A 19,875-nucleotide genomic window follows, 5' to 3' on the forward strand; every position below is an offset into this window, starting at 1 on the left:
TGACGGGTCGTCCGTCCGGCGTGCGGCCGGCGGCGACCCCTCAGCGGTTTCCGCACCCCTGCTGGGGGGTGCAGGGCTCAGGCGGCCTGGTAGGAGAGGCAGCCGGCGTCGGCGCTGGTGGAGCCGACGGTGATCGAGGGCGCGCGGCACTCGAGGTCGGTGTTGAACACGCAGTCCTGGCGCTGGCAGGCGCCGACCTGGGCGACGACGTCGAGGCCGCCCTTCTGGTTCAGCGAGAGGAAGGTGCCGCAGGCGGCGGACGCGTCGATGTTGACGGCGTAGGCGTGGCAGCCGTCGTGGTTGTAGGCGCAGGAGGTCGCCGTGCAGTCGGTGACGTGCGGCATCTCGAGGGTCGTGGTCATGAGGGCTCCTCAGGGGTGGTCGGTGGCCCCGACCGTAGCCCGTGAAAGTGCCTCTGACCAGGCAGGTGAGGCTGTGCTCAGCCCGTGGTAGGTGAGCCTTGGCTCAGTGCTGACGGGCCCGGCAGGGGCTCAGCCGGCGCTGTTGGCGTCGGTCGAGGAGTCCCCGTCGACGGCCCGGATCAGCCGCGGCACCGCGTGCTCGATCGCCCAGCGGTTGCTGAGGACGCTGCCCCAGTCCATCGAGTACAGCAGGTCGTCCTCCCCGCCGTTCGAGGCCAGCAGGTAGCGGCCCTCCGTCGTGGTCCGCAGCCGGCGGACGACCTCGTGGTCGAGCAGGGCGTCGACGTCGGTGTGCTCGGTGGTCCAGACCACCACGTCGAGCTCGTCGAGCAGGTCCACCTTCTCCGCGCTCAGCGGGGCGTTGTAGCCCTTCCCGGCCAGCGCGGCGAGGGGCCCCGAGAACGTCATGCCGACGTCGGTGAGGAACTGGGTGCGGGGGGCGCCGGTCCCGAGGACCGCGAAGTCGGCACCCCACAGCTCGGCGCAGGCGGCGCGCTTGCCGACCAGCACCGGGTTCTGCGCCCGCACCTCGGCGAACGCCGCCTCCAGCTCGGTGACGAGCCGGTCGGCCTCGGCGGCCCGGCCGAGCGCCGCGCCGACCAGCCGGGTGTGCGCCGGGAAGGGCACCGCCCAGTCCTCGTGGTCGACGGGCTGGGCCACCGTCGGGGCGATGGCGCTGAGCTTGGTGTGGTCGTCCTCGGTGAGGCCGCTCATCACGCCGAGGACCAGGTCCGGCTGCAGCGCCGCGACCTTCTCGAAGGGGATCTCCAGCATGTTGAGCACCGGCGGCGTCGGGCCCAGCAGCGCCTCGTTCCAGGGCCGGGCGGGGGAATAGTCGCTGTCCACGAAGCCGGCGACGGCGACCGGGACGACGCCCAGGGCCAGCAGGGCGTCGTGGTCGGTCTGGCCCAGCGTGACCACCCGCTGCGGTGCGGCGGGCACGGTCGTCGTCCCGTACCGGTGCCGCACCTGGACGGGGAAGCCGGACCCGGCCGGCGTCGCCGAGGCCCCGGCCGCCGGCGCGCGGTTGGCCTGGTTGGCGCAGCCGGCGACCGCGGCCGCCGCGGCGGCGCCGCCGAGGGCGGACAGGAACTGGCGACGACGCATGAGCACTCCCCGATCGTGTTAGGTGAGCCTCACCTTAGACAGCATTGCGGGTCAGCCCGTCACCGCGTCCACGGGCGCGGCCAGGAAGTCGGCGAAGGGCTGGACGAACGCCGGTCGGGCGACGTTGGCGGCGTTGTGCGAGGCGCCGGGCAGGACGACGGCGCGGGCGCGCGGGACGGCGTCGGCCAGCGCGGCGCAGTGGGCCGCGAAGTAGTCCGCGCTCCGGCCGCCGGCGACGAGCAGCACCTCGGCGTCGATGCCGGCGTAGTCGCTCGCGGGGCCGCCGTGCTCGACGATCCGGCGGACCTCGGGCGGCACCGTGGGCAGCAGCTCGACGAACCGGCGGCCGACGGAGGTCCGCAGGAAGGCCCGCGTCATCAGCTCCGCGAGGGGGTACGGGAGCCGGGCGCCCAGCTCCTGCGGGTGCACGGCGCGGGCCATCACCGTCATCGCCCGCGCGTGCTGACCCCGCCGGACGGCCTCCTCGAAGGGCTCGAGGAACGCGAACGAGGGCTGGCCGTCGACGTGGAGGCCGGGGTCGTAGACGGCGATCCGGTCGAGCGGCAGCACCAGCCCGGCCTGCAGCGCGAGAAACCCGCCGCCGCTGTGCCCGAGCAGCCGGCGGGCGCCGGTGTGCGCGAGGACGGCCGCCAGGTCGGCCAGGTCCGTGGCCAGGGTCTCGGTGCCGTCCAGGGGGGCCGAGCCGGGGCGTCCGCGCCGGTCGTAGAGGTGCACGGTGCAGCGGGGAGCCAGGGCGGCGGCGAGCCGCTGGTACTCGCGCTGGCCGACCCCGCCGCCGTGCAGGACGACGACGCCGGGCCCGGTGCCGGTGGAGCGGACGGGGACCGGTGCCCCGTCGGACGAGCGGGTGGTGGACTCCTCCATCGGACCCTCCTCAGTGCGAACGTTGTTCGCAGTTTAGGCTGGGGACGTGCCCGGCACAAGACCCCCGACCCCCGCCGACCCCGACCCCGACCCCGCCCCCCGCCCCGGCGGCGACCCCGGCCCCGGCGCCTCCTCCCTGTGGACCCGGCCGGAGCGCGGCGCCCGCGGGCCCCGTCCCGAGCGCAGCCGCGAGGACATCGCCGCCGCCGCGGTCGCGCTCGCCGACGCCGGCGGGCTGTCCGCGGCGACCATGCGCGCCGTCGCCGCCGCCCTCGGCACCGCCGCCGCCTCCCTCTACCGCTACCTCGCCTCGCGCGACGACCTGCTGGACCTGATGGCGGACGCGGTGCTGGCGGAGCTGCCCCCGGCCGGCCCAGGTGGTCCGGACTGGCTCGAGGACCTCGTCGACGTCGGCCGCTCCCTCCTCGCGCTGCACCAACGGCACCCGTGGCTCCCGGAGGCCGGCCTGCGCGGTCGGACGCTGGGACCGCGCGGCACCGACCACGTCGAGCACTGCCTGCGGCTGATGGCCCCGGCGCCGGCCGGGTCGGCCGCGAAGATGGAGGCGGTCGCGCTGCTGACCGGGGTGGTCTCGCTCTTCGCCCGACCCGTGCCGGCCGACGCGCGGCCGCTGACCCCGGGCGAGCTCTTCGCCGTCGCCACGCCCGCGCGGCACCCGCAGCTGGTGGCCGCGCTCACCCGACCCACCCCGCCCGGGCCGCGCCCGGACCTGTTCGCGGACACCCTCCGCGGCGTGCTCCGCGGGCTGCTGGCCGGCGGCTGAGCCGGCGTCCGTCCCGAGCTCTCAGCCGGCCGGCGGACCGAGCCGGCGGGCCAGGTGCTCACCGGTCGGCCCCGCCCGGCGCCGGACCACGTCGGCGGGCGGGCCGGCGTCCACCAGCCGGCCCCCCGCGTCGCCCCCACCGGGCCCGAGGTCCAGCAGCCAGTCCGCGCCCAGCGCCACGGCCGCGTCGTGCTCGACGACAACCACGGTGCTGCCGGCGTCGACGAGGTCGTGCAGCAGCCGCAGCAGCCGCTCGACGTCGGCCGGGTGCAGCCCGGTGGTGGGCTCGTCGAGCAGGTAGAGGGTGCCGCTCAGCCGGGTCCGCTGCAGCTCGGTGGCCAGCTTGATCCGCTGCGCCTCGCCCCCGGACAGCTCGGTCGCGGGCTGGCCGAGCCGCAGGTAGCCCAGGCCGACGTCGCGCAGCGCCGTCAGCCCGCGGAGCGCGGCCGGGATGTCGTCGAGGGCCTCGACCGCCTCGTCGACGCTGAGGTCCAGCACGTCCGCCACGGTCCGGCCGCGCAGCGTGACCTCGAGGGTCTCCGCGGCGTAGCGGGAGCCGTGGCAGGTGGGGCAGGGGGAGTAGGTGCCCGGCAGGAAGAGCATCCGGACGGCCAGGAACCCCTCGCCGCGGCAGGTGGGGCAGCGGCCGGCGGCGACGTTGAAGGAGAAGCGGCTGGCCGTCCAGCGCCGGCGCCGCGCCTCGGGGGTGCGGGCGAAGGCGGTCCGGACGGCGTCGAACAGCCCGGTGTAGGTGGCGAGGTTCGAGCGTGGCGTCCGCCCGATCGGGCGCTGGTCCACCACGACCAGCCGGCGCACCTCCTCCAGGCCGCGGGTGCCGCGGACCGACCAGCCGGCCCCCGTGCCCTCCGGCTCGCCGACGGCCGGGTCCTCGTCGGCGGCGCCGTCCGCGGCCTCGTCCGGGCCGGGCTCCTCGTCCTCGGTCTCCGCGGGCAGCCCGAGGTGGTCGCGGACGACGTCGGCCAGCACGCCGGTGACCAGCGTCGACTTGCCGGCCCCGGACACCCCGGTCACCACCGTGAAGGTGCCCAGCGGCAGGGCGACGTCGAGGTCGACGAGGTTGTGCGCGGTGACGCCGTCGAGGCCGAGCCAGCCGCGGGGCGGGCGTGGCCGGTCGCGCAGGACGGGCCGGTGGTCGGGGTCGAGGAAGCGGCGGGTCGCCGAGGTCGGCACCTGCTGCAGCCCGTCGACGGGGCCGCTGTGCAGGACCCGGCCGCCCGCGGCGCCGGCGCCCGGCCCGACGTCGACCAGCCAGTCGGCGGTGCGCACCAGGTCGAGGTCGTGCTCCACCAGCAGCACAGTGTTCCCCGCATCGCGCAGGCCCAGCAGCACCGCGGCCAGCGCCTCGGTGTCGGCGGGGTGCAGGCCGGCGGAGGGCTCGTCGAGGACGTAGACGACGCCGAACAGGCCCGACCGCAGCTGGGTGGCCAGCCGGAGCCGCTGGAGCTCCCCGGCCGACAGCGTCGGGACCGCGCGGTCCAGCGCGAGGTAGCCGAGGCCGAGCTGCACGACGAGCTCGCTGCGGCCCAGCAGGTCGGCCAGCAGGAGGCCGGCGGCGCTGTCGGGGTCGCGGTCGGCCGCGGCGGCGCGCAGCACGGCGGTCAGGTCGGTCAGCGGCAGCCCGGCCAGGCCGGCGATGTCGTGGCCGGCGAAGGTGACGGCCAGCGCCTCCGGGCGGAGCCGACGCCCGCCGCAGACGGGGCAGGGGGTGGCGTCGAGGTAGCGGCGCAGCCCGCGGCGGACGGGGGCGGAGCGGGTGCCGGCGAAGGTCTCGAGCACGTAGGACCGCACGCTGGTCCACTTCCCCTGGTACGGGCGCTGGATCCGGCCGGGCTCGCGCTCGGCGTGCACGGTGACCACGGGCTGCTCGTCGGTGAAGAGGATCCACTGCCGGACGTCGGGGTCGAGCTCGCGCCAGGGCCGGTCGACGTCGTGGCCCAGCGCGGTGAGGATGTCGCGGAAGTTCTTGCCCAGCCAGGCCCCCGGCCAGGCGGCGACGGCGCCGTCGCGGATGCTCAGCGAGGGGTCGGGGACGACGGAGGCCTCGCTGACGTCGAACGTCACCCCGACCCCGGAGCAGCGGGGGCAGGCGCCGGCCGCCGTCGCGGTCGAGAAGGCGTCGGAGTCCAGCCGCTCCGCGCCCGGCGGGTACTGCCCGACGCGGGAGAACAGCATCCGCAGCGTGTTCGACAGCGTGGTCACCGTCCCGACCGACGAGCGCGAGGACCCGGCCGCGCGCTGCTGCTGCAGGGCGACCGCGGGCGGCAGCCCGGTCACCGAGCCCACCCGAGGCGCCCCGGCCTGCTGGATCAGCCGTCGGGCGTAGGGCGCCACCGACTCCAGGTAGCGGCGCTGGGCCTCGGCGAAGACGGTGCCGAAGGCCAGCGAGGACTTGCCGGAGCCCGAGATGCCGGTGAAGGCGACCACGGCGTCGCGGGGCAGCCGGACGTCGACGTCGCGCAGGTTGTGCTCGCGCGCGCCGCGGACGTCGATGACGGCGTCGGGCACCGCCCGCCCGGCGTCCGGCCCGCCGGCGGCGACGGGGCTCAGGGCGCGGTGCCCGTCGCCGGGACCCAGCCGAGCGCGGGGCCCAGCCGGGTGGCGATGTCGGTGAGGATCTGGACGTAGTCCTCGGGCTCGAAGCTGAAGGGCAGCGCGAAGGCCACCTCGTCGACCTCCCGGAAGCCGGCGTGGGCGTGCAGCTGCGCAGCGATCTCGGCCGACGTGCCCACCAGGTCGGCGGCGAACAGCAGCCGGCCCGGGCCCTGCGGCACCCCGACCCGGCCCTGTCGCGAGGCGGCGTAGCGGAGGTACTTCTCGCGCTGCGCGGGCGTGGCCGTGTCGGTCGGGATGACGACGAGGCCCTGGGAGACCCGGGCCGCGTCGCCGTCGGGGTGCGCGGCGCGGAAGGCCCGGACCTGGGTCTGCTGCAGGGCGGCGAAGTCGGTGGAGCCGTCCTCGGCCTTGATGACGCTGCTGGTCAGGAAGTTCATCCCGTGCTCGCCGGCCCAGCGCGCCGAGCGCAGGCTGGCGCCGCCGTACCAGAGCCGGCCGGCCAGGCCGGGGGAGTGCGGCTGCACGCGGTCGGAGAACACCTCGATCCCCTCCACGCCGCTGAAGTCGGTGGCCGGCTCGCCGCGGACCAGCCGGAGCAGCCGCTCGACCCGGCCGTAGCCGAAGTCCTCGCGGTCGGCCGTGTCGGGGTACAGCGCGTCCTTCACCCGGTCCCACTGCATCGGCGGGCCCACGCTGACGCCGGGGTTGAGCCGCCCGCCCGAGAGCAGGTCGACGGTGGCCAGGTCCTCGGCGAGCCGCAGCGGGTTCTCCCAGCCCAGCGGGATCACCGCGGTGCCCAGCGCGATCCGGCGGGTGCGCTGGCTGGCCGCCGCCAGCACGGCGACGGGGGAGGAGATGCCGTGCTGCAGGTGGCGGTGCCGCACCCAGGCGGAGTCGTAGCCGAGCTCCTCGCCCAGCGTGATGACGTCGAGCGTCGACTGGTGGCCCGGGCCCGGGTCGGCCGGGTCGAAAACGCCGATGGTGAGGAAGCCGAGGCTGCGGAGCGGCTGGCCGGGCAGGGGCACGGGAGGTCCTTCCGGGGTCAGTTGAGCCGGGAGACGGCGAAGAGCTCGGCGAGGCGGCCCTCGGGCAGGCCGGCGAGGGCGGCGTTGCCCGCGTTCCAGCCGCGCAGCATCTCCTCCAGCCCGTCGGCCTGGTGGCCGGTCTGGGAGGCGTGCGCGGTGAGCGCGGCGACCTTGCGGTCGAAGCGGTCGGTGATGTCGACGGCGTGCGGCAGCTCGGGGTGGCCCATCAGCCAGAGCTCGCTGACCTTCCACGGCTCCAGACCCTGCTCGACGAGCTCGGGCCACGCGAACCGGTTCTCGGCCGCGGGGTAGACGGCGCGCACCGTCGCCTCGCCGGCAGCCAGGTGGTCGGGGTGGGAGGCCTGCAGCCGCTGGTAGAGCCGCTGCGGGGACTGGGTGAGCACCCGCTGCGGGCGGACCCGGCGGATCACCTCGACGATGGCGCGCTGCAGCTCCCAGGAGGGCTCCAGCCAGCCGTCGCTCCAGCCGTCGAGGAAGCGCACGTCGGTGACGCCGAGCTCGGCCGAGGCGGCCTGCTGCTCGCGCTCGCGGATGGCGGGCATCTGGTCGCGCGGGGTGTCGTCGAAGCCGCCCTGCTCGCCGCGGGTGCACAGCAGCAGCGTCACCTCCACCCCGGCGGCCACCCAGCCGGCCAGCGTGCCGGCGGCGGCGAAGTCGGCGTCGTCCGGGTGCGCCGTGACCACGAGGGCCCGCTCCACCTCGGTGTCGGGCAGCGGCTCGGCCCAGGCGTAGGGGTTCGGGCGCGGGTCGGGCTGGTCGGTCACCCGCTCACCCTAGGCGGGCGGGCCGGACGACGGACGGCCCCGGGTGCGGGCACCCGGGGCCGTGCGCGCGGCGGGGTCAGCTCCGGCGGAGCGGGACGAACGCCCCCGGCTCGACGGTGACCACCTGGCCGGCGGCCGGGATGCCGAGGAAGATGCCCACGGACCAGGCCGAGGAGTAGAGCGTCCCGCCCTGCACCAGCAGGCCGCTGGGCATGGTCACCTGCGCGTAGCTGCGCTTGTGCGCGGCGCTGGGCTCGCGCTTGACGATCTGGCCCACCGTGGTCGGGTCGAAGCCGGCGGGCGGCGGGCCGTCCATCGGCGGCGCGCCCTCGAGCAGCTCGGAGACGAAGACGTTGCCCTTCCTGTCCACGGCCACGCCGGTCGGGGAGGTGAAGCCGCCGATCGTGTAGACGAGCTTCCCGCTCCTCGGGTCGACCTTGTAGACCCGGCCCTGGCCGCGGACCTCCGAGGTCAGCGCCGAGACGTAGAGCATCCCGTCGGGCCCGTAGGCCAGGCCGGTCGGCACCGAGTCGCAGCCCTTGCCGCTGGCGTTGTTGTTGGGTGCGTCGGCGCAGGCCCCGGTGGTCTGCGTCGGCGGCACGAAGAACGTCGACACCCTGCCCCGGCGGTCCACCTTGAGCACCGCGTTCGCCCCGGCGTCGGCCACCAGCAGGAAGCCGTTCCTGCTGCGGTCGCGCAGCAGGAAGTAGGGGTTGGAGAGGGCGTCGAGGGGGACGCCGTCCGGCCCGAACTGGGTCTGGCCGTCCGGGTTGGCCTTGAGCTCGTAGGCCGCCAGGTCGGCGAACTTCTTCGCCTTCCCGCCCGGCTTCGCGACCACGACGGCCGCACCGACGGCACCCGGAGCGGAGTCCGGGGCCGGGTCGCCGGTCGCCACGTAGATCTTGCCGCCGATCTTCACCACGCCCTGCGGGGTGGCGAGGCCGGAGACGACGACGGTCTTCGCGCCGGTGCGCGGGTTGACGCGGGTGATCTCACCGGAGTCGGACTCGGCCACGTAGAGCCGGCCGCCGTTCGACGAGACCTGGCGGGGGCCGTCCAGGCCCCGGGTGACGACGTCGACGGTGCCGGCGGGCGGAGCGGGGCGGCTGTCGGCCGAGGCCGGGGCCGACACCAGCGCGACGGCGCAGCTGGCGGCCGCCAGCACGACGAGCGGTCCGCTCCTCCTGGAGCGCTTCTTCCTGGCCGGCGTCTCGCTGGGCAGGACCTGATCGGATGGCGGCTGTTCGGACACGTTTCCCCCGGAGCTCGTGGTCCGCGTCGGCTCTGGCGCGGCACCGGCGACGCTAGCGGGGCCCTCCTGCCGCGCGCCAGGGTCGTGAAAAACTTGCCCGGAGGTCCCGTCGAGGGGTTCATCGGGCGCGATCCCGTCGCCGGAGACGGCATCGCGCACGCCGGGGACGGCACGCGTCGGCTTGACGTCCATTCGCACAGGTGTTCGATACTGGGGCATGGCCACCCGTGACAACCTGCTCTCCTCGGTCCTGCACGGGACGGCCTGGCGGGCGGCGGTCGAGCGGCGCTCGATCGAGGACGCGCTCGCCGAGCTGCGCGGCCTGGCCGCCGGGCGCGACGACGTGCTGGCCGAGGCGGCCGGGGTGACGGCCGGCTCGTGGATGGCCTGGCCCGAGGTGCGCGTCGGCCACGAGCTGGTGGTCGCGGGGCTGCTGGTGATGGCGGCGGAGCGGCTGGACTACGACCTGCTCGCCCACTGGGTCCGGGTCGGCTACGAGCGGGGCCTGCAGGCCCGCCGCCCCGTGCACGGCGACCCGCTCGGGAACGGGATCGACTGAGCCGGCGGCGGAGGCGTCTGCTTGGCTGGGGGCGTGCAGATCGATCTGAGCGGGCGCACCGCGCTGGTGACGGGCTCGAGCCAGGGCATCGGCCTGGCCATCGCGGCCGGGCTGGCCGGGGCCGGGGCCCGCGTGGGGGTGAACGGCCGCTCGACGGGGTCCGTCGGCCGCGCGGTGGCGGAGCTGCGCGAGCGGCTCCCCGACGCCGACCTCGTCGAGGTCGTCGCCGACGTGACCACCGACGAGGGCTGCGCCCAGGCCCTGGGGCTGCTGCCCGACGTCGACGTCCTGGTCAACAACCTGGGCGTCTACGGCGCCACCCCGGCGCTGGAGGTCGACGACGACGCCTGGCGCCGCTACTTCGAGGTGAACGTGCTCACCGCCGTGCGGCTGACCCGGGCCGTGCTGCCCGGGATGACCGCGCGCGGCTGGGGACGGGTGCTGAACATCGCGAGCGACTCCGCCGTCGTCATCCCGGTCGAGATGATCCACTACGGCGTCTCCAAGACCGCCCTGCTGGCCGCCTCCCGCGGCTTCGCCAAGGCGGCCGCCGGGACGGGCGTGACGGTCAACGCCGTCATCGCCGGCCCGACGCACACCGGCGGCGTCGAGGACTTCGTCCGCTCCCTGGTCGGCGACACGCTGCCCTGGGACGAGGCGCAGCGCGAGTTCATGCGCCGCCACCGCCCCCAGTCGCTGATCCAGCGGCTGATCGAACCCGAGGAGATCGCCCACATGGTCACCTATCTCGCGTCGCCGCTGGCGTCCGCGACCACCGGCGGCGCCCTGCGCGTCGACGGCGGCTACGTCGACGGGATCCTGCCGTGACCCTCGAGCCCGGGGTCCGGGCCGAGCTCCGCGTGCACACCCTCTCCACCGGCGCCGACGCGCTGGTGCTGTCCACCGACGTCCACGTCGAGGCGCCGAACTGGACGCCCGACGGGCGCTGGCTCGTCGTCAACGCCGACGGCCGCATCTACCGGGTCGCGCCGACGGGCGGCGAGCTGGAGCTCGTCGACACAGCCCCGCTCGACCAGCTCAACAACGACCACGTGCTGAGCCCGGACGGCCGGACGCTGTACCTGTCGTCGTCCTCGGACCGGCACCTCTACCGGGTGCCGCTGAGCGGCGGCCGGCCCGAGCGCGTCACCAACGACCGCGGCGAGGGCTTCTGGCACTTCCTGCACGGCGTCTCGCCCGACGGCGCGACGCTGGCCTACGTCGGGCTGGAGACCGCGGGCGGGGTGTGGGGCAGCGCCAGCAACATCTGGACGATCCCCGCGGAGGGCGGCGAGGACGTGCAGCTCACCCGCACGACCGCCCCCACCGACGGGCCGGAGTACAGCCCCGACGGCCGGTGGGTCTACTTCAACAGCGAGCTGCGTCCCGACGGCGAGCCGCCCGCGGCCCCCGGCCACGCCCAGGTCTTCCGGATGCGCCCCGACGGCACGGGGACCGAACAGCTGACCCACGACGAGGCGGTCAACTGGTTCCCGCACGTCTCGCCGGACGGCCGGACCGTCCTGGTGCTGAGCTTCCCGCCCGGCACCACCGGCCACCCCGGCGGCCGGGACGTGCGGCTGCGCACCATGGGCCCGGCGGGGGAGGACCTGCGCGACGTGCTGTCCTTCCGCGGCGGGCAGGGCACCGTCAACGTCAACAGCTGGGCCCCCGACTCCGACCGCTTCGCCTACGTCGCCTACCCGCAGGTCGGGACTTAGGTCCCTGGTGCACGACCGACCCGCCCGCTAGCGTCTGGCGCACACCGTGGTGGTCACGACCGCCCGCCAGTCCCGGTCGACGACGGGGGATCCACCGTCGGACGCATGGACGGGACGACCGCGGCGCTCGGGGACAAACGTCAGGGTCCGCGCGCGCCGTCGGCCCTGGGCCCGCGCCGGGCCCGGGGCCCGGCCGTCGCCAGCCCGCACCCTGAGCCGAGCTCGCACTCTGAGCAGATTCCGCTGCCTGAGCCTGTCGAAGGCCTGCTGCCAGATCGACCCCCGCTGCCTGAGCCTGTCGAAGGCCCGCTGCCCAGATCGACCCCCGCTGCCTGAGCCTGTCCAAGGCCTCCGCTGCTGGCCCTTCGACGAGCTCAGGGAGCGGTGGGCGGCCCTTCGACGGGCTCAAGGAGCGGGGTGTCCGCTCAGGGGCCCGCGGTGGCGGCCAGCACGACGAGCAGCGGGACGAGCCGCTCGGCCGGCACCTGGTGCTGGCCCCGGGTGGTGACCCGCAGCCAGCCGCCCGCCACCAGCTGGCGCAGGTGGTGGTAGATCTGCCCCGTGGTGCCCAGGCCCTCGGCGTGCGCCAGCTCGGCGGCGGTGCGGGCGCGGCCGGTGGCCACCAGCTGCAGGATCTGCATCCGCGACGGGTGCCCGAGGGCCGCCAGGGCCGGAACCGAGACCGCCCAGTCGGTGCCCGTCAGGTCCTCGGCGGACCGGGTGATCTGCCAGGACACGGGGCCGCCCTCGGCGTCGGCCGCGGTGCCCCCGAAGGCGACGGCCCCGGCCAGCCCCTGCGCGCGGAGGGCCTCCAGCAACCAGAAGGTCCCGGCCGACGGCTCCGCGTCGGGCGCGGGACGGGCGCCCTCGTCGGCGCCGAGACGCGCCTCCAGCCGGCGGACCCGCTCCTGCAGGTCGGCCAGCACCTCGTCCGTCGGGTCCACCGGGCCTCCTGCGGGGATCACGTGATGACGTCAGGACGTTAGCAGCCGGGCCCGGACGTGCGGAGGGCCGGCGCACCCCAGGTGCGCCGGCCCTCCGGTCCCTCAGCCCGCCGGGGCGGGGTCGTGCTCGTGGCCTACTTCTGGAAGCCGATGTTCTCCCACTGCGGGCTGCTCAGGCCGAAGGCGCCGTAGTTGGCGAGCTTGGCCTTGGTCGCGATGAGCTCGGGGCGCTGGTACAGCGGCACGATGCCCACGCTGGTCCACAGCTGCTCGGCGACCTGGTTGGCCTGGTCGATCCGCGCGGCCGGGTCGGTCTGCTTGCTGATCTCGGTGATGAGCTTGTCCGTCTCCGGCAGCGAGACCTGCTGGTAGTTGCTCTCCGAGCCCGTGCCGTACAGCTGGTTGATGTTGGCGAACGGGAACGGGGTGCCGATCCAGGTGAAGGCGATCAGCTCGAAGGACTTGCTGGACAGCGTCGTGTTGAACTCGTCGGCCGGCACGTTGACGATGTCGACCTTGGCGCCGATCTCCTTGAGCTGGTTCTGCGTCTGCAGCGCCTCGTTCTGGGAGGCGGGGACGCCGTCGAGGGCGGAGAACTTGACCTCGAGCTTCTTGCCGTCCTTCTCGCGGATGCCGTCGGAGCCGGCGACCCAGCCCAGGCCCTCGAGGTCGGACTTGGCGGCCTCGACGTTGTAGTCGATGCCCGTCTTCTGGCCCATGTCCACGTAGCCCTGCTGGTTGGACAGGATGATCCCGTTGTTCAGCTGGGTGACCGGCCAGTCGATGCCCGCGAGGTCGGAGGCGCCGATGGACGCCCGGTCCAGACCCTTGACCAGGGCCTGGCGGACCTTCTCGTCCTTCAGCACGCCGGCCTTGGAGTTGAAGGTGATGTGGCGCCAGTTGGGGCCGGCGGCCTTGCGCACGGCGCCGTCGGCGACACCGGAGGCCAGCTGGAAGCCGTTCGGGTCGGGCCCGATGTCGAAGGCGTCGATCTCACCGTTGACGAAGGCGTTCGGGGTGGCGTCGGTGGCGATGGTGCGCCAGGTGATCTTGTCCAGCAGCGGCTTGTCGCCCCACCACTTGTCGTTCGGGACGACGGTGATCGTCTTCTGCGTCTTGTCCTCGGCGTCGACCTTGAACGGGCCCGAGAGCCAGTCGTTGTCGAGGTCGGACCAGCCGTCGTTGAAGGTCTTCGCGTCCTTGACGCTCTCGGCCTTCAGCGGGCCGGAGAGCGGGGAGGCCCAGTCCGGGTAGGCCTGGGTGAAGGTGACCGTCACGTCGAACTTGTCGGCGCCGGAGGTGACGCTGGCGATCTTGTCGAAGCCGTCGGTCGAGGCGCAGCGGAAGTCCTTGTCCTTGCCGTTGCACGCCTCCCAGGTGGCCTTGATGTCGTCGACGTCGATGGCGGAGCCGTCGCCCCACACGGCCTGCGGGTTCAGCTTCAGGTTGATCGTCGTCGGGTCGTCGGAGACGACGTCGGCCGCGGTCAGGAACGCCGGGTTCGGGGTGTAGGCACCCTTGGCGTCGAAGTTGAAGTACCCGGGCAGGAAGGTGTTGCGGATGCCCGTCAGCTCGTTGTTGTTGCCGTCGATCTGGAGCGGGTTCCAGTTGGTGCCGAGGTCGCTCACGGCCAGCCGGAGCTCACCGCCCTGCGCGAGGCTGCCGCGGTCCTGGGCGTTGATGTCCTGGGCGGTGACCGGCGCGATGCTCGGCTGGTCGGTGGCGTCGCCCGCCGGGTCGTTCGACGAGCCGGAACCGCAGGCGGCGAGCGCGAGCGCGCCCAGCAGCAGCGGTGCCGCAAAGATCTTGCGTGACTTCACTGTTCCTCCATGAGATCTGGCGGTCGACTCGTGGCCGACCGCGCATCAAACTCTGTACGGACGAGGGCTCGATCTGGCGCTCCCACGCCCGAGGTTGCGTCAACTGTGCCTTCTGCGTGCAACAGCCGTGTTACCGGTCGTCCCCCTCCGGAGGGACCGGCGCGGTCACCGGCTGCACGACGCGGACCTCCTCGTTGTAGTGGCAGGCGGACGTGTGGTCGGGTCGGCCGATCTCGTAGAGGTCGGGCACGACGTCGGTGCAGCGGCTGCGCTCGGCCTCGCCGAGCGTCGCGAACCGCTGGCACCGGGTGCGGAACCGGCATCCGCTGGGCGGGTTCGCCGGGCTCGGCAGGTCACCGGTGAGGATGATCCGCCGCCGGCTCCGCTCGGCCTTCGGGTCGGGGATCGGGATGGCCGAGAGCAGCGCCTGGGTGTAGGGGTGCGTCGGGTGGTCGTAGACGTCGTCCACCTCGCCGATCTCGACGATCTTGCCCAGGTACATCACCGCGACCCGGTCGGCGATGTGCCGGATCACGGCCAGGTCGTGGGCGACGAAGAGGTAGGACAGCGACAGCTTGGCCTTGAGCTCGTCCAGCAGGTTGATGACGCCGGCCTGGATGGAGACGTCGAGCGCCGACACCGGCTCGTCCAGGACGATCAGCTTCGGCTCCAGGGCGAGCGCCCGGGCGATGCCGATCCGCTGCCGCTGCCCGCCGGAGAACTGGCCGGGGTAGCGGCTGGCGTGCGAGGGCTCCAGCCCGACGAGCCGGAGCAGCTCGGCCACCCGCCGCTCGATCTCGGCCGGCGGCACCTTGAAGACGCCCATCGGCTCCGCGATGAGGTCGAAGACCGGCATCCGCGGGTCGAGGGAGGCCATCGGGTCCTGGAAGACGACCTGCAGGTCGCGGCGCATCTGGCGTCGCTCGGCGTTCCCCAGCTGGCCGGTGTCGCGGCCCAGCACCACCACGCGGCCCTCGGTCGGGGCCTTGAGGTTCAGCACCTCCAGCAGGGTCGAGCTCTTGCCGCAGCCGGACTCGCCGACCAGGCCCAGCGTCTCGCCCTCCTTGATCTCGAGGTCGATGCCGTCGACGGCGTGCACGGTGCCGATCCGGCGTCGGTAGATCGCGCCCTTCATCAGCGGGTAGTGCCGCTTCATGCCCTCCAGCTGCAGCACCGTCGAGCGCTCCTCGCGGGGCACCCGCTCCAGCGGCGAGTGCGCCGGCGCGGGGGTCGGGAAGATGTCGTCGTAGCCCAGGTCGCCCGCGGCGACCTTGCCGACGTGGATGCAGGCGGCGACGTGCGACGGGTGCTCGGTGGGCACCAGCGGCGGCTCGGCCTCCAGGCACTCCGGGGTGGAGAGCGGGCAGCGGGGCTCGAAGGGGCACCCCGGCGGCAGGTCCACCACCGACGGCGGGTTCCCCTCCAGGGTGGCGAGCGCCTTCTTCTCGGTCGCGTCCAGCCGGGGCACCGCGCCCAGGAGGCCGATCGTGTAGGGCATCCGCGGGCTGTAGAAGATCTCGTCGACGCTGCCCTGCTCGACGGGCCGGCCGGCGTACATCACCGTCACCTGGTCGGCGATGCCGGCGACCACGCCCAGGTCGTGGGTGATCATGATCATCGCGGCGCCGGTCTCGCGCTGCGCGGTCTTCAGCACCTCGAGCACCTGGGCCTGGATGGTGACGTCGAGGGCGGTCGTCGGCTCGTCGGCGATGATCACGTCCGGGTCGTTGGCGATGGACATCGCGATCATGGCGCGCTGCCGCATGCCGCCGGAGAACTCGTGCGGGAACGAGCGCACCCGCACCTGCGGGTTGGGGATGCCGACGAGGTCGAGCAGCTCGACGGCCCGCTTGGTCGCCGCCGCCCGGGACACGTCGTGGTGGGTCTGGATCGCCTCGACGATCTGGTCGCCGATCGTGTAGACCGGCGTCAGGGCCGAGAGCGGGTCCTGGAAGATCATCGCCAGCGACTCCCCGCGCAGCCGCGACATCTTCTCGTCGCTGCGGCCGAGCAGCTCGTCGCCGTGCAGCTTGACCGAGCCGGTGATCTTGGCGCTGGCCGGGTGCAGGCCCATGATCGCCATCGACGTCACGGACTTGCCGGAGCCGGACTCCCCGACGATGGCCAGGGTCTCCCCGGCCGCGAGGTCGAAGCTGAGCCCGCGGACGGCCTGCACGGGGCCGGCCTCGCTGGGGAAGGTGACGTGCAGGTCCTGCACGCTCAGGACGGTGCCGGACGCCGTCCGGCGGACCTTGCCCGGTCCGGCGGGCGTGGTCGCGGTGGTGCTCATCGGGCGGTTCCTCCGGAGGCCGAGTTGGGGTCGAGGGCGTCGCGCAGTCCGTCGCCCACGGCGTTCACGCACAGGACGACGGCGACGGCGGGGCTGACGAACAGCCAGGGGAAGCTGTTGACCTGCCGCGCGCCCTCGCCGAGCAGGGTGCCCAGCGAGGTGTCGGGCGGCTGCACCCCGAAGCCGAAGAAGGACAGCCCGGTCTCGGCGAGGATGGCCGCGCTGACGTTCAGGGTGGCGTCGATGATCAGCAGCGAGGAGATGTTCGGCAGCACGTGCCGGACGATCGTCTTGGGGGCCGAGAGGCCCATGAAGCGCGCGGCCTGGACGTACTCGCGCTCCTTGATCGACATGCTGAGGCTGCGCACCACGCGGGAGGCGAGCATCCAGCCGAAGGCGGCCAGCAGGACGACCAGCAGCAGCCAGGAGTTGGGGCCCTTCGGGCCGCTGGTGGTGAGCACGGCGATCAGCAGGAACGACGGGACCACGAGCAGCAGGTCGACGACCCAGAGGGCGATCCGCTCGAACCAGCCGCCGAAGTAGGCGGCGAACGAGCCGACGATCGCGGCGATGCCGGTGGACAGGATGGCCACCAGGAAACCGATCAGCAGCGACTTGCGCAGCCCGCGCAGGGTGAGCGCCAGCATGTCCCGGCCGCTCTGCGTGCTGCCCAGCGGGTGCCGGTCGCTCGGCGGCTTGAGGTAGGCCTGCCGGTCGACCTCGTCGTAGGCCCAGTTCGAGAGGTAGGGCCCGACCAGGGCGAGCACGACGAAGACCACCAGGAGCGCCAGCCCCACGACGGCGGACTTGTTGCGGAGGAACCGGCGCAGGATCAGCCGGCTGCGGGAGAGCCGCTTGCCGGTGTCCACCGGCTCGACCGGCCCGTCGCCCAGCGGCTGCTCGTCGGCGACCTCGAGGAGGTTCTGACCCATGGGGATCTCCTAGCTCAGCCGCACGCGCGGGTCGAGGATGGCCACGGCGATGTCGGACAGGACGGCGCCGACCAGCACGCACGCCCCGCTGAACGCGACCACGGCCACCGTGCCGTTGACGTCCTGGCCGGTGATGGTGGAGACGCCGTACTCGCCCATCCCGTGGAAGGAGAACATGATCTCCATGAAGGTGGCGCCGGTGAACAGCGTCGCGATGCTGAAGGCGAAGTAGGTGCCCGTCGGGATCAGCGACGTGCGCAGCGCGTGCTTCATCACCGCGCGCGAGCGGCGCAGGCCCTTCGCCCGGGCCGTCCGGACGAAGTCCGAGCCGAGGGCGTCGAGCATGAGGTTGCGCTGGATGCGGCTGAAGAAGGCGGCGTTGATGAGCGTCAGGGCGATCGTGGGCAGCACCAGGTGCTGGGCCCGGTCGACGAAGGCGGCCCCGAAGTAGTCGCCGCGGTCACCGGTCTCGCCGACGAACTCGAAGAGCCGCAGCCCGGTGCCGTTGTTGACCTTGGTGGCCAGCACCTGCAGGGCGCTGGCGATGACGAAGGACGGCACCGAGAGGATGAACAGCGAGCCCAGCGTCGAGAAGCGGTCCGACGGCTTGTACTGCCGGGTGGCGGTCCAGGCGCCGAGCAGCACCCCGACGAGGGTGCCGAGCAGGGAGCCCAGCGTGATCAGCCGGATGCTCACCCAGATCCGCCGGCCGACCTCGTCGACGACCTCGCCGCCCTTGGGCGCCTCGCCCCAGTCCCAGTGCAGGACGACGCCCTTCAGCCACACCCAGTACCGCTCGAGCAGCGGCACCTGGTCGCTGAGGTTGCGGAGCCGGAGGTTGCTCTCGATCGCGACGGGGTCCAGCGGCGGGTTGACGAGCTCGTAGAGCCGTCGGGGCTGGAGCTGGCTGGCCGCCAGCAGGTAGCTGAGGCTCACCGCGATGAAGAGCAGGACGACGTAGTTCAGGAGTCGTCGCGCGACGTACGCACCCAAGAGGTAACTGCCTCTCTCACCTTGTTCGGGGAGCGGCGTTCCCCCCGGTCGTTCTCGTGACTCTAGCCGCGAACTGTTGCGACGACGTCACGCCCGGCCTGCGCGCGACGCGGAGAGAACATAGCCGAGCGAAGCAGGAGCGTGCTCAGATCCAGCTGCGGAACCACATCCGGGACAGCCAGGCGGGGTAGGGCAGCAGCGTGTCGGTGAGGATCGGGTAGAGGTAGGCGAAGTTCGCCGCGACCAGGGCGACGAAGGCGCCGACGACGATCGCGCCCACCATCCGCCGGTCGCCGGCGTCCCGCGGGCCGAGGACCCGGCCCAGGCACAGGGCGACCGCCATCACCGAGAAGGGGATGATCGCGATCGCGTAGAAGTAGAACAGCGGACGCGTGTCGTGGCTGAACCACGGCAGCCAGGCGGCGAGGACGCCGACGACGGGGATGCCGAAGCGCCAGTCGCGACCGCCGACCCACAGCAGCACCGCGGCGCCGAGGGCGAAGACCGCCGCCCACCACAGCACCGGCGTCCCCATCCCGCTGATCACCCGGATGCAGTTGTCGGGGCCGAGGCAGCCGTCGGTGCCCGGCGTGATGCCGTTGACGGCGTCGATCCCGATCGGGCGGGCGACCACCAGCCAGCCGGCCGGGTCGGCGCGGTAGGCGTGGGTGGCGGAGTTGATGAAGCTGCCGGTGTGGAAGGCGTAGATGTCGCGCTGGTACTGCAGCAGCGAGGCCAGGCCGTCGCCGAGCAGCCGCGTCGAGAGCGCGTCGGGGTGCTGGGCGCCCCACTGCCGGTCGTAGCCGCCGCTGGTCGCGAGCCAGCCGGCCCAGGTCCCGACGTAGACGAGGGCGCTCAGCACCACGAGGGAGACGAAGGCGGGCACCCCGTCGCGCAGCACGGCCGTCGGGGCGCGCCAGCCGGCCCCGGCCAGCCGCCGGGCGCCGACGTCCCAGGCCAGCGAGAGCAGCGCGAAGGCCGCGAGCAGGTAGATCGCGTTCCACTTCGAGCCGAGGGCCAGGCCGAAGCAGACCCCGGCGGCGATCCGCCAGGGGCGCACCAGCAGGAGCGGCCCGTAGCGGCCGCCGAGGTCGGGCAGCCCGCGGTCCTCGAGGTGGTCGGCGAGCCGGGCCCGCATCCAGTCCCGGTCGGCGGCCAGGCAGGCCACCGCGGCGACGACGAAGAAGGCCAGGAAGATGTCCAGCAGGGCGGTCCGCGCCATGACGAAGGCGAGGCCGTCGAAGGTCAGCAGCAGGCCGGCGATCCCGCCCACCAGCGTCGAGCGCGAGACGCGGCGGACCAGCCGGATGGTCACCACGACCAGCAGCGTCCCGAAGACCAGCGAGGCGAATCGCCAGCCGAAGGCGTTCATGCCGAACAGCTGCTCCCCGCCCGCGATCAGCCACTTGCCGACCGGCGGGTGCACGATGAACGACGGCGACTCGAGCATGACGTCGGGCGTGCCGCCGGTGACCGAGGCGTCGGCGCCGGACGGCCAGCTGCGCTCGTAGCCGTGCCGGAGCAGCGAGTAGGCGTCCTTGGCGTAGTACGTCTCGTCGAAGACGAGCTTGTTCGGGTAGCCCAGCCCCACCACCCGCAGGCCGAACGCGATGCCGGCGATCACCAGGGTGACGAGCCAGCCCGTCAGCCGGTCGGCCGGCAGCGGGTCGCGCAGCCGCTCCCGCGTCGTCGGGGGTCGCGGGACGGGGGGCGGGGTGCTGCGAGGGGAGTCGAGGACGGGCGTCATGTGCTCGACCGCGGCTACCTGCTCGGTCACCGGGC

17 protein-coding genes are annotated in these 19,875 nt (G+C 73.8%); 4 read left to right on the top strand and 13 right to left on the bottom strand.

What is annotated here, in order from left to right; genetic code table 11:
* Nucleotides 1-77 precede the first annotated feature (77 nt).
* From JOF54_RS15050 to JOF54_RS15060, 3 genes are all read right to left on the bottom strand, one after another.
* A complete protein-coding gene (locus tag JOF54_RS15050; protein WP_210057295.1) occupies nt 78-362 on the bottom strand; it encodes a DUF1540 domain-containing protein in 285 nt (94 codons plus the stop codon).
* Between the two features lie 129 nt (nt 363-491).
* Nucleotides 492-1,529: an ABC transporter substrate-binding protein gene (locus JOF54_RS15055; RefSeq protein WP_210057296.1), complete on the bottom strand. Its 1,038-nt coding sequence runs from the start codon at nt 1,527-1,529 to the stop codon at nt 492-494.
* A gap of 51 nt (nt 1,530-1,580) precedes the next feature.
* The gene (locus tag JOF54_RS15060) at nt 1,581-2,414 is read right to left on the bottom strand and encodes an alpha/beta fold hydrolase (RefSeq protein ID WP_210057297.1); all 834 of its coding nucleotides are present in this window, start codon (nt 2,412-2,414) and stop codon (nt 1,581-1,583) included.
* Between the two features lie 46 nt (nt 2,415-2,460).
* Between JOF54_RS15060 and JOF54_RS15065 the strand changes: the two genes are divergently transcribed.
* Nucleotides 2,461-3,198 carry a TetR family transcriptional regulator gene (locus JOF54_RS15065; RefSeq protein ID WP_210057298.1) on the top strand — a complete coding sequence of 246 codons (738 nt, stop codon included), beginning with the start codon at nt 2,461-2,463 and terminating at the stop codon, nt 3,196-3,198.
* A gap of 21 nt (nt 3,199-3,219) precedes the next feature.
* Here the strand turns inward: JOF54_RS15065 and JOF54_RS21155 are convergent, their stop codons facing one another.
* The 4 genes from JOF54_RS21155 to JOF54_RS15085 all read right to left on the bottom strand — a co-directional run bounded on the left by JOF54_RS21155 (nt 3,220) and on the right by JOF54_RS15085 (nt 8,747).
* Nucleotides 3,220-5,724, bottom strand: a complete 2,505-nt coding sequence (locus JOF54_RS21155; RefSeq protein ID WP_307804216.1) for an AAA family ATPase — start codon at nt 5,722-5,724, stop codon at nt 3,220-3,222.
* Nucleotides 5,725-5,762: 38 nt separating this feature from the next.
* Complete coding sequence (locus JOF54_RS15075; protein ID WP_210057299.1) at nt 5,763-6,797, bottom strand: LLM class flavin-dependent oxidoreductase; 1,035 nt, start codon at nt 6,795-6,797, stop codon at nt 5,763-5,765.
* A 17-nt stretch (nt 6,798-6,814) separates the two neighbouring features.
* On the bottom strand, nt 6,815-7,582 hold the full coding sequence (locus JOF54_RS15080) for a PIG-L deacetylase family protein (protein WP_210057300.1): 768 nt from the start codon (nt 7,580-7,582) through the stop codon (nt 6,815-6,817).
* Nucleotides 7,583-7,658: 76 nt separating this feature from the next.
* Nucleotides 7,659-8,747 carry a ScyD/ScyE family protein gene (locus JOF54_RS15085; RefSeq protein ID WP_210057301.1) on the bottom strand — a complete coding sequence of 363 codons (1,089 nt, stop codon included), beginning with the start codon at nt 8,745-8,747 and terminating at the stop codon, nt 7,659-7,661.
* Between the two features lie 304 nt (nt 8,748-9,051).
* On the opposite strand from JOF54_RS15085, the gene JOF54_RS15090 reads away from it, so the two are divergent.
* Genes JOF54_RS15090 through JOF54_RS15100 form a run of 3 tightly spaced genes read left to right on the top strand, consistent with a single transcriptional unit; the run spans nt 9,052 to nt 11,114 of the window.
* Entirely contained in the window at nt 9,052-9,393 is a 342-nt protein-coding gene (locus tag JOF54_RS15090) for a hypothetical protein (RefSeq protein WP_210057302.1), read from the top strand.
* 33 nt (nt 9,394-9,426) lie between these two features.
* Nucleotides 9,427-10,221: an SDR family NAD(P)-dependent oxidoreductase gene (locus JOF54_RS15095; protein WP_210057303.1), complete on the top strand. Its 795-nt coding sequence runs from the start codon at nt 9,427-9,429 to the stop codon at nt 10,219-10,221.
* Nucleotides 10,218-11,114: a TolB family protein gene (locus tag JOF54_RS15100; protein ID WP_307804217.1), complete on the top strand. Its 897-nt coding sequence runs from the start codon at nt 10,218-10,220 to the stop codon at nt 11,112-11,114. The genes JOF54_RS15095 and JOF54_RS15100 overlap by 4 nt, the downstream gene beginning before the upstream one ends.
* A gap of 425 nt (nt 11,115-11,539) precedes the next feature.
* On the opposite strand, the gene JOF54_RS21600 is transcribed toward JOF54_RS15100, so the two are convergent.
* The 6 genes from JOF54_RS21600 to JOF54_RS15130 form a co-directional block, all read right to left on the bottom strand.
* Nucleotides 11,540-12,058, bottom strand: a complete 519-nt coding sequence (locus JOF54_RS21600; protein ID WP_210057304.1) for a winged helix-turn-helix domain-containing protein — start codon at nt 12,056-12,058, stop codon at nt 11,540-11,542.
* A 134-nt stretch (nt 12,059-12,192) separates the two neighbouring features.
* Nucleotides 12,193-13,878, bottom strand: coding sequence for an ABC transporter family substrate-binding protein (locus JOF54_RS15110; RefSeq protein WP_210057306.1), 1,686 nt, complete (start codon nt 13,876-13,878; stop codon nt 12,193-12,195).
* Between the two features lie 130 nt (nt 13,879-14,008).
* Entirely contained in the window at nt 14,009-16,168 is a 2,160-nt protein-coding gene (locus tag JOF54_RS15115) for a dipeptide ABC transporter ATP-binding protein (protein WP_210057308.1), read from the bottom strand.
* Nucleotides 16,165-17,100, bottom strand: a complete 936-nt coding sequence (locus JOF54_RS15120; protein ID WP_210057310.1) for an ABC transporter permease — start codon at nt 17,098-17,100, stop codon at nt 16,165-16,167. The genes JOF54_RS15115 and JOF54_RS15120 overlap by 4 nt, the downstream gene beginning before the upstream one ends.
* A 9-nt stretch (nt 17,101-17,109) precedes the next feature.
* On the bottom strand, nt 17,110-18,093 hold the full coding sequence (locus JOF54_RS15125) for an ABC transporter permease (protein ID WP_210057312.1): 984 nt from the start codon (nt 18,091-18,093) through the stop codon (nt 17,110-17,112).
* A 145-nt stretch (nt 18,094-18,238) separates the two neighbouring features.
* The gene (locus JOF54_RS15130) at nt 18,239-19,840 is read right to left on the bottom strand and encodes a dolichyl-phosphate-mannose--protein mannosyltransferase (protein WP_210059596.1); all 1,602 of its coding nucleotides are present in this window, start codon (nt 19,838-19,840) and stop codon (nt 18,239-18,241) included.
* Nucleotides 19,841-19,875 lie beyond the last annotated feature (35 nt).

Origin of the sequence: Microlunatus capsulatus (assembly GCF_017876495.1) — a bacterium.
GTDB lineage: Bacteria > Actinomycetota > Actinomycetes > Propionibacteriales > Propionibacteriaceae > Microlunatus > Microlunatus capsulatus.

What these genes read in the sequence shown, in the direction of transcription:
- JOF54_RS15050 (WP_210057295.1), bottom strand. Translation starts at nt 362, where the DNA reads ATGACCACGACCCTCGAGATGCCGCACGTCACCGACTGCACGGCGACC.
- JOF54_RS15055 (WP_210057296.1), bottom strand. Translation starts at nt 1,529, where the DNA reads ATGCGTCGTCGCCAGTTCCTGTCCGCCCTCGGCGGCGCCGCCGCGGCG.
- JOF54_RS15060 (WP_210057297.1), bottom strand. Translation starts at nt 2,414, where the DNA reads ATGGAGGAGTCCACCACCCGCTCGTCCGACGGGGCACCGGTCCCCGTC.
- JOF54_RS15090 (WP_210057302.1), top strand. Translation starts at nt 9,052, where the DNA reads ATGGCCACCCGTGACAACCTGCTCTCCTCGGTCCTGCACGGGACGGCC.
- JOF54_RS15115 (WP_210057308.1), bottom strand. Translation starts at nt 16,168, where the DNA reads ATGAGCACCACCGCGACCACGCCCGCCGGACCGGGCAAGGTCCGCCGG.
- JOF54_RS15120 (WP_210057310.1), bottom strand. Translation starts at nt 17,100, where the DNA reads ATGGGTCAGAACCTCCTCGAGGTCGCCGACGAGCAGCCGCTGGGCGAC.
- JOF54_RS15130 (WP_210059596.1), bottom strand. Translation starts at nt 19,840, where the DNA reads ATGACGCCCGTCCTCGACTCCCCTCGCAGCACCCCGCCCCCCGTCCCG.